Annotated in this window: 13 protein-coding genes; 10 read left to right on the forward strand and 3 right to left on the reverse strand. The window is 42.3% G+C overall.

Features of this window, described 5'->3' with window-relative positions:
• Positions 1–81: 81 nt before the first annotated feature.
• Positions 82–1392, forward strand: coding sequence for an NCS2 family permease (locus HWN40_RS06000; protein ID WP_176964886.1), 1311 nt, complete (start codon positions 82–84; stop codon positions 1390–1392).
• A gap of 33 nt (positions 1393–1425) precedes the next feature.
• Here HWN40_RS06000 and HWN40_RS06005 read toward each other — a convergent pair whose 3' ends face one another.
• Positions 1426–1791, reverse strand: coding sequence for a winged helix-turn-helix transcriptional regulator (locus HWN40_RS06005; protein WP_281361419.1), 366 nt, complete (start codon positions 1789–1791; stop codon positions 1426–1428).
• 124 nt (positions 1792–1915) lie between these two features.
• Here HWN40_RS06005 and HWN40_RS06010 point away from each other — a divergent pair, with 124 nt between their 5' ends.
• A complete protein-coding gene (locus HWN40_RS06010; RefSeq protein WP_176964887.1) occupies positions 1916–2470 on the forward strand; it encodes a flavodoxin family protein in 555 nt (184 codons plus the stop codon).
• A 385-nt stretch (positions 2471–2855) separates the two neighbouring features.
• Here HWN40_RS06010 and HWN40_RS06015 read toward each other — a convergent pair whose 3' ends face one another.
• Positions 2856–3287: an EVE domain-containing protein gene (locus HWN40_RS06015; RefSeq protein WP_176964888.1), complete on the reverse strand. Its 432-nt coding sequence runs from the start codon at positions 3285–3287 to the stop codon at positions 2856–2858.
• A gap of 522 nt (positions 3288–3809) precedes the next feature.
• On the opposite strand from HWN40_RS06015, the gene HWN40_RS06020 reads away from it, so the two are divergent.
• The 7 genes from HWN40_RS06020 (at position 3810) to thrC (ending at position 11286) form a co-directional block, all read left to right on the forward strand.
• Positions 3810–4589, forward strand: a complete 780-nt coding sequence (locus HWN40_RS06020; RefSeq protein WP_176964889.1) for a helix-turn-helix transcriptional regulator — start codon at positions 3810–3812, stop codon at positions 4587–4589.
• A gap of 411 nt (positions 4590–5000) precedes the next feature.
• Positions 5001–5435: a PGF-CTERM sorting domain-containing protein gene (locus tag HWN40_RS06025; protein ID WP_176964890.1), complete on the forward strand. Its 435-nt coding sequence runs from the start codon at positions 5001–5003 to the stop codon at positions 5433–5435.
• A 996-nt stretch (positions 5436–6431) separates the two neighbouring features.
• Positions 6432–7802, forward strand: a complete 1371-nt coding sequence (locus tag HWN40_RS06030; RefSeq protein WP_176964891.1) for an MBL fold metallo-hydrolase — start codon at positions 6432–6434, stop codon at positions 7800–7802.
• Between the two features lie 209 nt (positions 7803–8011).
• Complete coding sequence (locus HWN40_RS06035) at positions 8012–8983, forward strand: hypothetical protein (RefSeq protein ID WP_176964892.1); 972 nt, start codon at positions 8012–8014, stop codon at positions 8981–8983.
• A 194-nt stretch (positions 8984–9177) separates the two neighbouring features.
• Positions 9178–9582 (forward strand): DUF2178 domain-containing protein, encoded by a 405-nt coding sequence (locus HWN40_RS06040; protein ID WP_176964893.1) that lies wholly within the window; start codon positions 9178–9180, stop codon positions 9580–9582.
• 21 nt (positions 9583–9603) lie between these two features.
• Positions 9604–9801 (forward strand): helix-turn-helix transcriptional regulator, encoded by a 198-nt coding sequence (locus tag HWN40_RS06045; RefSeq protein ID WP_176964894.1) that lies wholly within the window; start codon positions 9604–9606, stop codon positions 9799–9801.
• Positions 9802–9942: 141 nt separating this feature from the next.
• A complete protein-coding gene (gene thrC / locus HWN40_RS06050; protein WP_176964895.1) occupies positions 9943–11286 on the forward strand; it encodes a threonine synthase in 1344 nt (447 codons plus the stop codon).
• Between the two features lie 457 nt (positions 11287–11743).
• Here thrC and HWN40_RS06055 read toward each other — a convergent pair whose 3' ends face one another.
• Positions 11744–13183, reverse strand: coding sequence for a ribulose-bisphosphate carboxylase (locus HWN40_RS06055; protein ID WP_176964896.1), 1440 nt, complete (start codon positions 13181–13183; stop codon positions 11744–11746).
• A gap of 81 nt (positions 13184–13264) precedes the next feature.
• On the opposite strand from HWN40_RS06055, the gene HWN40_RS06060 reads away from it, so the two are divergent.
• Positions 13265–15910, forward strand: a complete 2646-nt coding sequence (locus HWN40_RS06060) for a cation-translocating P-type ATPase (RefSeq protein WP_176964897.1) — start codon at positions 13265–13267, stop codon at positions 15908–15910.
• The last annotated feature ends 65 nt before the right edge of the window (positions 15911–15975 follow it).

The raw sequence follows: 15975 nt of genomic DNA on the forward strand, positions 1-15975 counted from the left end.
TTTTTATTAAATAATTAAATTTATATATTCACTTTGTGTTTGAAATGTTACTTTTATTCAATTTAATGATGAAGGGATGAGATGGCAAATATACTGGAAAATTATTTTAACCTAAAAGAGCGCGGAACTGACATAAAGACCGAAATAACGGCTGGCGTTGTCACTTTCATGACAGTGGCTTACATAATCGTTGTCAATCCGGCCATTCTTGAAGCTGCGGGAATACCCTTTGGTGCATCCATGGTGGCAACTATACTGTCTGCTGCCTTTGGAACTCTTATAATGGGGGTATATGCAAAGAAACCACTTGCCATAGCTCCGTATATGGGTGAGAATGCCTTTGTTGCATACACTGTTGTGGGTGTTCTTGGCTATTCGTGGCAGACTGCCCTGGGTGCGGTGTTCATCAGCGGTGTGATCTTCACACTGCTCACAATTTCAGGACTCAGAAATAGGATGATTGATGCTGTCCCGGATAACCTCAAATACAGCTTTGCGGCCGGTATCGGTCTGTTCATCACTTTTATCGGTCTTGTGAATGCAGGTATAGTTTCACTTGGAGTAGAAGTTGCTCCTTTGCATGTGGGAAGTCTGAATACAGCTCCCGTGGCTCTGGCGTTGTTCGGTTTTCTTCTTATAAGCCTTCTTATGGTAAAGAGGGTAAAAGGTTCTATACTGATCGGGATAATAATTACGGCGGTTCTTGGATTTGTTTCCGGTGTTGCCCCTGCTCCCGAAAGTATTGTCAGTATGCCCCCAAGTATTGATCCCATCTTCCTTCAGCTTGACATCACCGGTGCTCTTACATGGGGATTCTTTGCTGTGATCCTGACCATGTTCACTATGGATCTGATGGACACCATGGGAACCCTTGTAGGTGTTTCCTTTAAAGCCGGTTTTACTGATGAACAGGGAAATATCGAAAACATGGACAAGCCCTTCCTTGCAGATGCTCTTGCAACGGTATTTGCTTCACTGGCGGGTACGACCACTACCGGTACTTACATTGAGTCTGCCACAGGTATTGAAGAAGGAGGAAGGACAGGACTCACAGCTCTTGTTGTTGCACTGCTTTTCACTCTTGGCCTCTTCTTCTATCCTCTCTTCTCGTCGATACCCACGGCTGCCACATCTCCAGCCCTGATAATCGTGGGTCTTCTTATGATGGGTTCGATAACGAAGATCGACATGAATGATTTCACGGAAATGATCCCTGCAATGGCGGTAATAATTCTCATGAGCTTTACGTATAATCTTGGAGTAGGCCTTTCTGCCGGTTTTGTCCTGTTTCCGATACTTAAGGTCATAGATGGTAAAAGCAGCGAAGTAAAACCAATAGCCTGGGGATTGTTCGTCCTGTGCTCATTATTCTTTATATTCTATCCTTACTGAATCCCTTTTAAGATGAACATTCCTTTTATTTTTTTATTTCATGGTATCCTTCTGATCCATGTACTCTATGCCCCACTGAGCCAAAGCTTCCAGCACAGGAATGATCGTTCTGCCAAAGTCAGTAAGTGAATACTCAACCCTTGGTGGTATCTCAGGATACATCTCGCGTTTAACAATGCCATCTTCCTCAAGCTCGCGTAGTTGTTTTGTGAGCATTTTAGGGGAAATGCCGGGTAATGTCTGCTGGAGTGAATTAAAGCGGAGAATATCGTCTTTGAGTTGCCACAGGATCAGGGGTTTCCACTTGCCTCCGATAACGTCAAGTGTGGCTTCCACAGGACAGATATAGTTGCAATTGTCTGTGTCCGTTGTTTTATTTTGAGTAATCATGCTATCCATTACTATACTTTTTGTTAGTCGATAACAAAAATGATTGTATGGTATATAAATATAGTATTGGTTCATTTACATTTGAATACTTTCAATGAAAGTGAATACATTTACAAATTAGGAAATGATAACAATGAAGGTAGTAGGTTTTGTAGGAAGTCCAAGAAAAGGCGGAAATACAGATGTACTGGTCCAGCAAGTACTGGACGGGGCAGTTGAAGCAGGTGCGGATGTGGAGAAATTCTATATCAATGAGATGGATTTCAAAGGCTGTCAGGGCTGCAACTACTGCAGAGCAGTAGATGCCTGTAAACTCGATGACGATATGCAGAAAGCATATGATGCTCTTAAAAAGGCAGACGGTTTTGTATTTGGATCACCGATTTACTTCTTCCAGTTCACCGGCCAGATGCGCCAGTTCATTGACCGCTGCTGGGCACTGGTAAATCCTGATTTTACTCCACGTATCGACGGAGGTAAAAAAGCTGTCGTCGTAGGTGCACAGGGCAACCCCGAGCAGGGAGCTTTCCAGTCTGTGTTCGATGAATTCTCTCAGATACTGCAGATGTTTGGTATGGACGTAAAAGGTACATTTGTAGACGTAGGACACCATGCACCCGGTGAGGTAAAAGAAAACGCCGAGCTAATGGGGCAGGCTAAAACTGCCGGAAGCCAGCTTTTTGACTGATATGTATACAGGGACATGCATTTTGTGCATGCTCCCTAATAGCATCCAGAAAGATGTTACTGATCTTTTATTTGTAAAATAATATCACTTGTAATCCATTTTAAGGGTTACAAGGGACAGACCGAGTTTTTCTTCCAGCTCTTTTAGTTCCTTAAGTTGTTCTTCTGTAAGATCGGCGTATTTTATGTCCTTGCTTGAGAAGGCAAGTATAGTTGCGTTGAATTTCTTTTCCAGATCTGTGATTGCTTTAATCTGTTCTTCGCTTAGATGAGATAGTCCCCAAAATATATTCTCAACTCCTGTTAAATTTCAAATTGTATTTTAAGACAATACTTAATCTGTATCTGAGCTTATTTACGGCTTTCGAAAGAATGACCCGGCATGACTAGTCATTGTTCATTTTCTGACAGATAAGCATAAAATCCTTTTTACTTATATGACGAAAACCATTTCTGAATGCCAATCCCCAATGTTCTTTGTCTTTGATGAAATCAAGTTCCGGTATCAGGGGTCTGACTTCGATCTCATGGATATTTTCCAGGAATTCTGCTTTTTTCCTGAAGGGTTTGAAGTTTTCGGACATGGAAACCTGAAATATATCTTCGCCGATTATCCTGGCAATAGCTGTTAATCTCTGGCAGGCTTTTGATCCATTGTGCTTTAGTTTTGGAGAATAATAGACTATCCAGTCTCCATCTTCCATCTTTTCCAGAGGTGTAGGTTTCCCGTGGGATACCTGAACAAAGCTTTTCTCTTTGCCTGCCAGTACATGGTCCCTGGATGCAACTATCAGCCAGTAACCGGGCTTTTCATGCATACGCAATAAATGCCTGCATTATTGTATAAGTTGTTTTTCATATTCTAAAATGAACTTACTTTCCATTGACAGCCGGGAACTGATGATTTGCACGAGACGTGCGGATTGTGGGGGGAGTGGGGTTAAAAAAGGTCACACGTCTCGGCAAAGGATAGAGGATGCGGTACTATAAAGTATAACCGTCTTGGAAAACTGAATATATACTGTTTCAGGTTAATAATTCAAATTTGGATTCACTGAAAACGCTTAAATTTGATACCTGCAAAATAAGATTCACAAAATAAGTTTTCACTCATTAGATGTTCTAAAATTTTATTCTGATATATCTACTTCTTAACAATTATACCTAACATTACATTGTTGCTTGGTGAGCAAGTATGCTTTATTAATTTAAAAAAAGGTATGTATAAATAGATTGCATCTGTAAAGAAGTCGATAATTTGTTAATCATATGCATCGGCCGTTTGCCTATTATGATAATGCAGGCAGTAATACAAATTACAAAAGGGGGTACGACCTTAAATGCCGTTGCTTGAAACATTTGGTATATCGGAAGACAAGATCAATTTACTTCTGCTATTGTATGATGGCCCGAAGAAAAAGAAAACTATACTTGAAACGCTGAATATAAGCAGCCAGGCACTTGTTCCCTCAATAAAGGTACTTGAAAGCAACAATATAGTTGTACACTATGATGGCACATATGAACTTTCATCCATCGGGAAAATAGCGGTTGATGAAATAATTCCCTTCCTGGATACACTGGAATTTCTAGAGAACAATCTGGACTATCTTGCTGAACACAGGCTTGATTTCATTCCTTTCCATCTACTGAAGAGACTCCGGGAGCTGTGTCCCTACACTATAGTACGTCCCCACTTCTCAGAAGCTTTTGAATTCAACAAGAAACTTGAAGAAACCACAGATGCTTCTAAGACCTTCAGGATTGCCACATCCCTTTTACTTCCGACTCTCCCCTCTTTTTTTGCAAAATGGATCGATGAAGGAATAGATATATCGGTGATAGTTTCCGAAGAGCTGCTTGAAAAGATAAGAAACGAGCATGTATTTATTTTTCAGGATTTGCTGACAAAAAGGCAGATCGAACTTATGGTATTCCCGGGAAACATGTGCTTCCAGACATTTGTACTGAATGACTATTGTTTTTCGTGTAACCTTTTAAACAAAAAAGGTTCTATCTCCGGTGAACAGCTGATAAGCTGTAATACTGAAGCCTTAAAATGGGGAAACGAGCTTTTTGAACACTATAGAGAATGCTCTTTGCCAGTGATAACTATTTGATTCAGTTATTTTCTTTTTTTGCCGGTAAAGGTCTTATTCAGGTATCTGTATACAATTAAATAAGCTAGAACACTGTGAAAGCAGTGATATAGTATCTAAAAGGTGAATTCATGGTCAGATATTGTAAAATATGCGGTAACAAGAGTGGAAGATGTAACCATATCGTACTGGAATTGGATAGAAAGGAACAGCAATCCGGAGAAGGAAAAGAATCTAGATCTGATAAATAACATTTTTATGAGTCTTTGCGGCTCTTTTCTAATTTATGGGTCTTGCTTGCATCTTTTTTAAGGCTGTAAAGCCTGATTTCCGAAAACACTTAAATATCTGGTGTTGACAAACCTTCTTATAGTGAAATAGGGGGTAGGTTAATATATGATATATAAGCGTATTTTGCTATTTCTTTTGGTAATGATAATAGCAGTAGCTGGAATACAGACAGTATCAGCAACTGGCGATATGATGGATGAGTTCAATCAGGAATATGACACCAATGCAACCAGGCTGGACAACTGCACCGTCTGCCATGGAGAGAGTATTGAATCACTGAATCCATATGGTATGGATTATCAGGAGAACGATGCTGATCTGATGGCTGTGGAACCTCTGGATTCTGATGAGGATGGATTCAGCAACCAGGAAGAGATAGATGCTCTGACATTCCCTGGAGATCCGGAAGATATGCCGGAGAGTGTAGCTGAAGAGGAGGAAAGTGTAGTCGAGGAAACACCGGATGAGGAGGAACCTGTGAATGATACAGGTACCGATCAGCAGACACCGGGATTTGAAGCTATCCTTGGAGTTGCCGGTTTGCTCATGGCAATATTCCTGCTTAAGAAAAAATAGTAACGTGTAACTACTATCATCGGTAAGGACCGATGATTTTGACTTATTTTTTAGTTCATATCTAATATATGTGGCAACATTCTGGCTTTAGCGCTCAAAACTAATAAAACTAATTTTGCATCTAAGTTCTGAGGCGTGCCTGGTGATGACGGGTGGAGTGTGAGGGGAACGTAATAGGTGAGCACACCTCAGAATACAAACTACACCAGATATCTAATATATCTACTGGTTTTAATAATTTTTGGTGTATAATTTCCGGTATGAATTGAAACTTAATACAATTTGTTTCCTGTCCAAAAATATTACTACATTTATAAGAGCGAGTGAAGATTCAAGATCATTGAAATATACTGCATGCTTTTTGTTTAAGCTGAGTTTATGTTAAATAGAATAAAGAGAAAGTACTGCAAACGGGAGGGGAAAAGTTTAGCAGATCCCGCAAGAATAATAGAATAAACAAAAATAGTGTAGATTCTGGCTCGTAAGGAAAGAGGCACCTTGTGTGGGCCGTTTTTCAGGTGCCTTCCTTACTACCGTTTTTCAGTTTGCCGTTTTTCAATCTACCGTTTTTCAGTTTGCCGTTTTTCAATCACTATCAGTCAGGAAATATATTTTTCCTGATGATAATGATCTATCCCCCTAGATGTCAATATAATAAAAAAACGTTCCTATATATTCTTTTAAAAGCAAATTATTTTCTATATAGGGATATTAATCGACAATATTTTGTTTATCTGTGAGAATTTGACACAATTCTCAATTTTATGAATGTAATGAGACAATATTATAAACAAAAACTATTGTAAGTAATTAATATTTTCAAAAAATGAACATTTTTGTAATATATAGTTGTATATATATATATATTATTTAGTAGAAAACGTAATTATTTGATATTACTGTATTAAAAATAATGCTGGAATTAAGGCTTAAGTAAAACATATCAAGTATGTGTTTCTACATTTAGGTAGTGGGAATAATAAATGGAGAGTTTAGATGATATTCGAGCGTATTAAATCCGAAGGACTGGCCCATCTTTCTTATTTTATCGGTTCGGGGAACGAAGCCGTGGTTATTGACCCGCGCAGGGACTGTGAGGTATATACGGATATAGCCAGAAGAGAAGGCATGAGAATAAAACATATCCTTGAGACACACCGTAATGAAGATTATGTGATCGGCTCGAAGGAGCTTCAAAATCTCACGGGTGCTGACATCTATCACGGTCCTGGTCTTGATTTTAAATATGGTAATACTTTGGAGGATGGCCAGGAAATAGTCTTTGGTTCGCTGAAGATAACAGCCCTGCACACGCCGGGACATACGGACGAGAGTATGTCCTATGCCCTGATAGACCTTGACGCAGGTGATGAGGTCATAATGGTATTTACAGGAGATGCTCTCTTTATTGGTGATGTGGGAAGGACAGATCTTTATGGTCCGGAAGAAGCTTCACGACTTGCCGGGAATCTGTATGACAGCATTTTCAAAAAAATACTATCCCTTGGAGATGAGGTTATACTTCATCCGGCACATGGCGCAGGTTCTGTATGCGGTGGAGCCATAAGTGAGCGTGAACACAGTACACTCGGACTTGAGCGTCATCAGAATCCGGCTTTGCAGAAGACAGATAAAAATGATTTCATCAGGTATAAGACTCAGGAAAAAATGGAATTCCCGCCTTATTTCAAAATGATGGAAAAATATAATCTTGAGGGTCCTCCGCTCTTACATGACCTTCCGGTGCCGGAACTTCTCTCTCCGGGGGAGTTCAGCGAAATAATGAAAGACTCGGCAGTGGTGCTGGATACACGTATGCCCCACTCTTTCGGTGGTGCACACATCAAAGACAGTTTCAGTATATGGCTGGAAGGTATTCCATCCTTTGCTGGCTGGGTGCTTCCCTATGACAAAAAGATACTCCTTGTTACCGAAGAACAGGAACAACTGGAAACTGCGGTAAGGTATCTTGTGCGACTGGGTTATGACAACATAGCCGGCTTTTTAAACGGAGGCATCGGAGCCTGGTATATTGATGCACAGCCTGTTGATGGTTTCAATCTGATATCCGTCCATGACCTGAAGGATAGGCTGGAAAAAGGAGAGACGATGTTCATCCTGGACGTAAGGAGTGATGAAGAGTGGGAAGAGGGTCATATACAGGACGCCACTCACATATATGTGGGGCACCTTGAAGAGAACCTGGATAAGATTCCCGGGGACTGCAGGATAATCGTCTATTGTGGAACAGGAAGGCGTTCCAACATAGCCGCATCAATCCTTAAGAAACATGGATTTAACAGGATATACAATGTTCTTGGCAGCATGACGGCATGGAAAAGTGCAGGTTATGAGGTAGTGGAATAAGCCTTTGCATTCTTTTTTATTTTGGCGTCTGGCCCTTTTCATATCAGCTCAGCTTTTCCATTATTTCTCATCTATTTTTGTTAAGTAAGAATGTTTCCATAATTATTAAAATTGCCAGAATAAAGTAGATATCGGGTCCATACCGGGGCTTAGAGAATGTGGGAAACTAGTACATGATATCTAAAAAAATTATTATAATATTTTGTTTTGTGACTATCCTGTCAGTAACATCTATGGGTAGCTCACTGGCACAGACAGCTGAAGGAACGGAAAACCAGATCACTTCCAATATGTCGGATCAGTATTTCCCGGATATTCATGAAGACATCATAGTATGGACAGACGTTCGAAACCAGAGTTCAGATATTTTTCTTTACAACCTGACATCCGGAGAGGAAATGCAGGTAACAACAAATACATCCGAGGAACGAGTTCCTCACATTTACGGGGATATAATTGTCTGGGAGGACTGGCGTAACGGTAACTGGGATATCTATATGCATAATCTGTCTTCAGGGGAGGAATCAGCAGTGATTACAAACGATTCCGATCAGAGAGTGCCCGATATATATGAAGACAGGATCGTGTGGGAAGACCTGCGCAATGATAACTGGGATATCTACATGTATAACATGACCACCGGTGAGGAGCAGCAGATAACGGATAATGCATCTGACCAGTTGTATCCTGCTATTTATGGTGACCAGATCGCCTGGATGGATGACCGCAACGGCGGCTGGGATATATTCATCTACAATATCAGTTCAGGAGAGGAGATGCAGATAACAGCGAGTGAATCCGTTTCCCTGTATCCTGATATCTATGAGGACAGAGTTGTATACATGGATGATCGCACCTTTGATCAGAACATCTACATGTATAATACTACGACCCATGAAGAGATGCAGATAACTACTAACGATTCCTGGCAGGTTGTTCCGAGAATTCATGAAAACAGGATAGTCTGGACCGATGAGCGTAATGCCAACTGGGATATCGTAGGTAACTCTGATATCTATATGTTCGACCTGACAACAGGCGAAGAGTTCCAGGTAAGTACAAATGAAGAACGACAGGTTTATCCTGCGATATATGGTGATACTGTGGTCTGGGAAGACAGGCGCAATCTGAATGCGGACGTCTTTGCCTTTGATATTACAGGACAGAATTCAACGGAATAAGATTCCGTTGATCTGACCTTCATTTCAGGCAATTTGCCTGAAAACAATTCATTTTCCTCCGTTTTATTTTTTTACCGGTACTTTCTGCAATTTTTGCTGTTTTTATCTTGAACCATTAATACACACTTTAATCAATGTCTGCTGAGGTGTACATAAAGGTAAGTTTTATATACATTATGTAAAGTATGCTTTACATGGTGATACATATTAGAACTCAAGAGATTATATCAATTCTATTCGGAATAGTTTTAGTTATAAGCGGAGTTTACGTACTCGTCTATGAACCGGATTGGGTTACGAGTGTAGCCGGGGCCATGGGTGGGCTCATTGGTGCCGGTGTCGCTCTTATTCTGATAACATTATGGCAATACAGGAGCAGAGTAAGTGGTGAATTGCGGGAAGATGAAAGAGATTACAGGATTGCCGAAAAGGCAAGTTTCAGAACTTTTCAGGTAACATTTATACTTCAGGGTTTTATGTTTGCTGTACTCGGCATTTTCACTATTCAACTGCCGGCACAACCTGCGATCGGGTTACTTTTTGCCATTACGGGTGTCTCCTATGTAGCATTTTTCTACTGGTACAGAAATAAGATGTGATATACTTATGGAGATGCCATTATGGAAAACAGCCTCAAGGTCTGGCGTGCTAAAAGGGACATTACACAGGAGGAACTTGCATCCTCTGTCGGTGTGACAAGACAAACCATCAATGCTATAGAAAGGGGAAAATATGACCCGAGTCTGGAACTTGCATTCAGGCTTGCAGGATTTTTCGAATGCACAATAGAAGATATCTTTCTGTATAAAGGAAAATAAAGAAAAACCGCGTCTTTATAGAAAAGCTCATAAATGAATTCTGCCATGTACTACAAAAAAGGCATTCAAGGAACCTTCATAGAACAGGTTGCAGCTGGTCTTTTTTTCTGACCAGAGAAATAAAGCCGGTATTTGATAAACATGAAACTCTACAGCACCAATCTCCAGGCGGAAGAAGTAAGTTTTGAAACCGCACTCATTGCAGGACTTGCCCCGGACAGGGGTCTTTACATGCCAGGGACACTGCCAGTATTTACAGAGGAAGAGCTTACTTCACTGAAGGATAAACCATATCCTGAAATTGCTTATCAGGTATTGAGAAAGGTCCTCGAGGGTGAGATCGATGAAGAGTCACTGAAGGAGATCACCTATGATGCCTATGACTATGAAGTCCCGCTGGAAAAAGTGGATGATATCACTTACATCATGAGACTTGACAGGGGTCCCACTGCCTCATTCAAGGACTTTGCAGCCCGTATGATGGCAAGGCTCATGCAGTACTACCTCAAGAAAGAAAACAGAGAGCTGACCATTCTCACAGCGACCTCGGGAGATACCGGAAGCGCGGTGGCTCATGCATTCTATGGACTTGACAATATCCGGGTCATTGTGTTGTTCCCGACCGGCGAGGTATCCGACCGCCAGCGCAAGCAGATGACCACTCTGAATAAGAACATCAGCGCATTGTCGATTGACGGGAAGTTCGATGACTGTCAGGCAATGGTTAAACAGGCATTTGCCGACGGGGATCTCAAACACCTGAACCTCTCATCTGCAAACTCTATCAATATCGGGCGCCTTGTACCCCAGTCGATCTATTATTTCTATGCCTACCTCAAACTGAGGGATTACCCTGAAGAACTGATAGTTTCCATACCTTCAGGCAATTTCGGTAATATGATGGGTTGTGTACTGGCAAAAAGAATGGGTGTACCTGTTAAGAGGATACTGGCATCTGTGAACGAGAATGACGAGGTTCCCTCTTTCCTTGGTACAGGCAAGTATGCAAAAATCGTTCCCTCGAAGAACTGTCTTTCCAATGCCATGAACGTAGGCCACCCAAGTAATCTTGCAAGACTTATAGCGATCTACGGTGGTGAAATGGATGAGCAGGGCAGGATCAATAAGATGCCGGATATGGAAAGACTCAGGCAGGACATATTCTCGATATCGGTCACAGACGCGGAAACCCGGGCAGTTATGAAGGAGTTCTATGATGAATACGGCATAATGATAGAACCACATGGTGCTGTGGGAATCAAGGGCTTAAGGGATTACAGGGAAAAGACAGGTGATAACACTCCTGCAGTAACTCTGGAGACCGCTCATCCTGCAAAATTCCCTGAAGAAGTAAAGGCGGTCATAGGAGTCGAGCCCCAACTTCCCGAGAGCCTGAAGAGAACCGAGGCAGGGGAAGAATTTATGGATTCTCTTAGCACTGATTATTCTCTGTTCAAGGAATATCTTATAAGAAAACTGGAATAAACATTTCTGGTTTTATTTTCTTTTTTTCAGAATACTGGTGAGCGATAGCTCCTTTTTTGTGTTCATACCTCATCATAATGATACTCAACATATATCATAGTATAGATATATTTATATAGTTCAAATTAATACTTTGACTTGCAGTCACATAACCTGTATATCAGGGTGGTTGCAGGCCATTCGGTGGTACGATATGGACTGATCGGAAATGCTGATAAAAACGATAAACAAAAGGAGCATTAACAGACTTATAATGCCTCATTCCCTCATGAAAAACAACCTGTTAATGTTCCTCTTTTCAGCATTCATCTTTAGTGGAGTATGAGCGAGTGGGGTTATGTCCCTTCGGGACGGGGTTATTGTCAAAACAGGGTTATTGTCGAAATAAAGGGAAAGCACTCGTTTTTGCTTTCCTCTCTCTTCTTAATTTCAGAATACAATCTTTAACTAAAATGGATTACATGGCATCCTTTGATGCCTTTGTAAAGTATTCGATCGCCTCGGCAAGTTCCTTGTGTTCTTTTGCATATTCTTCAATATCCATGCCCTTAAGGTAGGCATCACATGACTGTACAAGGGCTCTGGCACCTGCCTGGGTTCCGCCGGGGTGGGCATGCACACCGGATCCCATTGTTGTTATGAAATCCACATTACCCATCACATCAATGAAAGGTTTGAGTCTCACAGGATTAAGCCCTCCTGAAACGATGGGACAGCACTTTTTCATACCTCTCCAGCTGTCGTCCTCAAGGATTACGTGATGTGCCATGTCTTCGTTCACAAGGTTTATGGCATCCTTATCGCTTACAGGGATCTTGGACCAGCTCTGTTTGAAGAAATGACCCTCCGAGCTCATATATTGGATCTCGTGTGCCGCGACGATGTCTTCCTTTGGTGTTCCCTTCATCTTTCCGACACCTGCAGTACCGGTATGAATTCCGGAAGCACCTGCAAGTCTTGCAAACTTGGACAGGACAAGTACCGAGAATCCGATGGGGTTCTCAGGTCTGGTGAAACCTCCGTGGCCTGCCCTGTGGAAGTGAATGAACACATCGGGATATCTTCTCCTGAGGGTCTGTACGGCCATCCAGCCGGCAGTGATACCGTCTATCAGGAATGCAAAGCTGCCTGGCTCGAAGCCGGCGTTGATGATCATCTCACATCTCTGGATCATGGTATCAAAATCAGGGGCTGAGACATTGAATGAGTGGACCTTTTTCTTACCTGTCTCTTTTACTGCCTTATCCATGGCTTCTTTGACATGGCTGACCATTTTGTCATAAGGACAGAAATCCTGGTTTGCCTGCGGCTCATCATTCTTGACAAAATCTCCGCCTCCTACCCAGAAATCATAACATACTTCAGCATATTCGGCAGATGTGAGTCCCATCTTGGGTTTAACTATGGTGCCGAGGATAGGTCTGTCGTGTACGTTCAGGTATTCTCTCATGGCATCTACTGTATAACTCGGACCGTCATACTGTTCGAGCATGGATGGTGGGAACCAGACATCAAGTAATTTCAGGGCTGCAACTTCTTTCATTCCCAGAATATTCCCTACAATGTAGGTAAGAATGTTCTGCACATTTCCTCCCCTGTCAAAAAGTCTCCAGGGGTAGGCTATCCACACTAGTTCGCGCTCAAGATCAAGCTGGTAGACAAGAGCATTCATCGTTTTTGAGAACGGTGTCTCAGTGTTTACTTTGAAGTTCGTACCCGTGGACGATTCGGCAGCAACCTCTGCGGCTGCCTGCAGTATGTTGAATTTGCCTCCCGGAACAAGGTGGAAAACACCAAGGAGATATTGACCATTTGTCGGTTCCGGCAATTCAAGATTTACATATGCTTCCTGTTTGGAGTTAAGCGATTTTACAAGATCATCGTGTGTCGAACTCATAAAATAAAATACAGTTTGCAATCTATTTTAGTTTTTGGCAGCCCACAAAACAATTTATTCAGGGAAAGACTATTTTTCTTTATGCACAGTGAGCTGAGCTGGTATCGTGCAGACATAGAAGAGACCTTCAATATTCTTGAAACCGGAAAGGAGGGACTCACAGAGGATGAGATTTCACTGCGTCTGTCAAAGTACGGATACAATGAGGTTGAAACCGAAAAGAAACATGGCCCTGCTTATATGTTTCTTAAACAGTTCGCCAATCCGCTCATATACATATTGATAGTGGCAGCCATAGTGACCTTCTTCCTGGGGGAATACGCAGACTCAGCAGTGATCACTGGTGTTATTGTTGCAAATGCGATCATCGGTTTTGTTCAGGAACGCAAGGCTGAGAATGCGCTTGAATCGCTTGTAAAGATGATGCAACCTGAAGCCACTGTGTTAAGGAACGGTATGCGTGAGCTTATCCCCAGCAGGGAATTGGTTATGGGGGATATTGTTCTTCTTGAAGCCGGTTCCAGGGTACCCGCGGATCTTCGCCTGTTCCGGATCAAGAACCTTCGTATAGATGAATCCACTCTCACCGGTGAATCCACTGCAGTTGAAAAGAATGATGCTGTAATACCCAATGAGGACGTACCCATAGCAGACCAGAAGAATATGGCTTTCTCTGCGACGCTCATTACGCAAGGTACTGGTATGGGCGTGGTTGTTTCTACAGGTAAAGATACCGAGATCGGTAAAATATCCGAGCTAATCAAGGAATCCGGTGAGATATCAACTCCACTTACACGTACCGTAAATGGTCTAAGTAAAAAACTTTTTTTTGTGATCGCCTTTGTTTCGATCCTCACATATATTGTAGGCAGGTTGCAGGGTTTTACTAATCTGGACATCTTTCTGGCAACAGTAAGCATGGCTGTCGCGGCGATACCTGAAGGCCTGCCGGCACTTATCACCATATCCCTGGCGATCGGTGTCAATCAGATGGCTTCCAGGAATGCCATCATAAGAAACCTTCCATCGGTAGAGACGCTTGGTTCGGCAACGGTCATCTGCTCCGATAAGACAGGAACGCTCACAATGAACCAGATGACTGTGACTTCGGTCTATACTGCTGAAGGCAGATTTGATGTGGCAGGTGAAGGATATTCAAGGGAGGGGAATTTCTTTTTAGATGGCAGGCAGGTAAATGCCAGTGATTTTTCCTCTCTGGCAAAGACCCTTAAGGCCGGAGCCCTGTGCAATGATGCTTATATCCGGGAAAAAGGAGGCATCAATGGGGACCCCACCGAGGGTGCCTTGCTGGTATCAGCTCTTAAGGTATCTTCCTTCCATCTTCCCAGACTGGATTCAATACCTTTTGAATCTGAAAATCGGTTTATGGCGACACTTCATGAGATGAATGAGGACTCAAATATCATATATGTGAAAGGTTCCCCTGAAAAGATCGTCGGTATGTGCCACTCACAGTTTGACGGACGTAAGCAGGTCAGGCTCGATTCTGAACAGATACTTCAGAAAGCATCTTCCATGGCATCTGACGGCCTCCGTGTTATTGCGATGGCATGTAAACCCACAGGAGCTGATAAAAAAGAACTGCTTCCGGAAGATATTCATGATCTTACCTTCCTTGGCTTGCAGGGTATGATGGACCCTCCCCGGGAGGAGGTGAAAGGGGCCATAAAGAAGTGTAACAGTGCGGGCATAAGAGTAATAATGATTACCGGAGACCACGTACTGACTGCCAGAAGCATTGCCGGGCAGCTCGGAATAACCACAGAAGGTGCTCTTACAGGGTCCGAGCTTGATGGTATGTCTGACGAACACCTCCTGGAAAAGCTTGAAAAGGTATCTGTCTTTGCACGTACATCACCCGAGGATAAATCAAGGATAGTGCGTCTGCTACAGGATAAAGAGAATGTTGTAGCTGTAACAGGTGATGGCATCAATGATGCACCGGCCCTTAAAAAAGCTGACATAGGAATAGCCATGGGAAGATCGGGCACTGAGGTTGCCAAGGAAGCTTCGGATATGGTACTTACGGACGATAACTTTGCTTCCATCGTCAATGCCATAGAGGAAGGCAGGGATGTCTACGATAAGATACAGAAGGTAATCCTATGGACACTTCCCACCAACACTTCTGAAGCGCTTATAATTATCACTGCCGTTTTCCTCGGGTTCACAGATCCTCCACTGCTACCTATTCATATTTTATGGATCAATACTGTGACCGCCATAGGACTGGGTGTTCCTATCGTATTTGAACCGAAGGAAAAACAACTTCTGATGAGGCAACCTCGTCCTCCTGATGAACCTTTGCTTCTCCCCATAATAAAACGCAGGATAGTGACTGTAGCCCTGCTGATAGTAATAGCAAGCTTCCTGCTTTATTTCTTTGAAATAGAGAGCACGCAGGGAAACGTATCAAAGGCACAGACGATTGTTCTGAACACGATAGTCTTCTTTGAGATATTCTATCTTTTCAACTCGAAATCCATTTATGAGAACGTCATCACGAGAATATTCTCTAACCGCATAATGCTGGGCGGAGTATTTCTGGTAATTCTATTGCAGCTCTTTATAACCTACAATGGTTTCATGAATGGAGTTATGAGCACGGCTCCTCTGGAGATCACTGACTGGATGGTAATTATACTGATATCAAGCTCCGTATTCTTCCTGGTGGAAGCAGAGAAACTGTTCCATAAAAAATTTTAATAATCGAACCTCAGGATAAACATATAAAGTTACAGACCAAATCGAATATTGAAATAAATTTGGTG

It is taken from the genome of Methanolobus zinderi, from assembly GCF_013388255.1.
Taxonomy (GTDB): domain Archaea; phylum Halobacteriota; class Methanosarcinia; order Methanosarcinales; family Methanosarcinaceae; genus Methanolobus; species Methanolobus zinderi.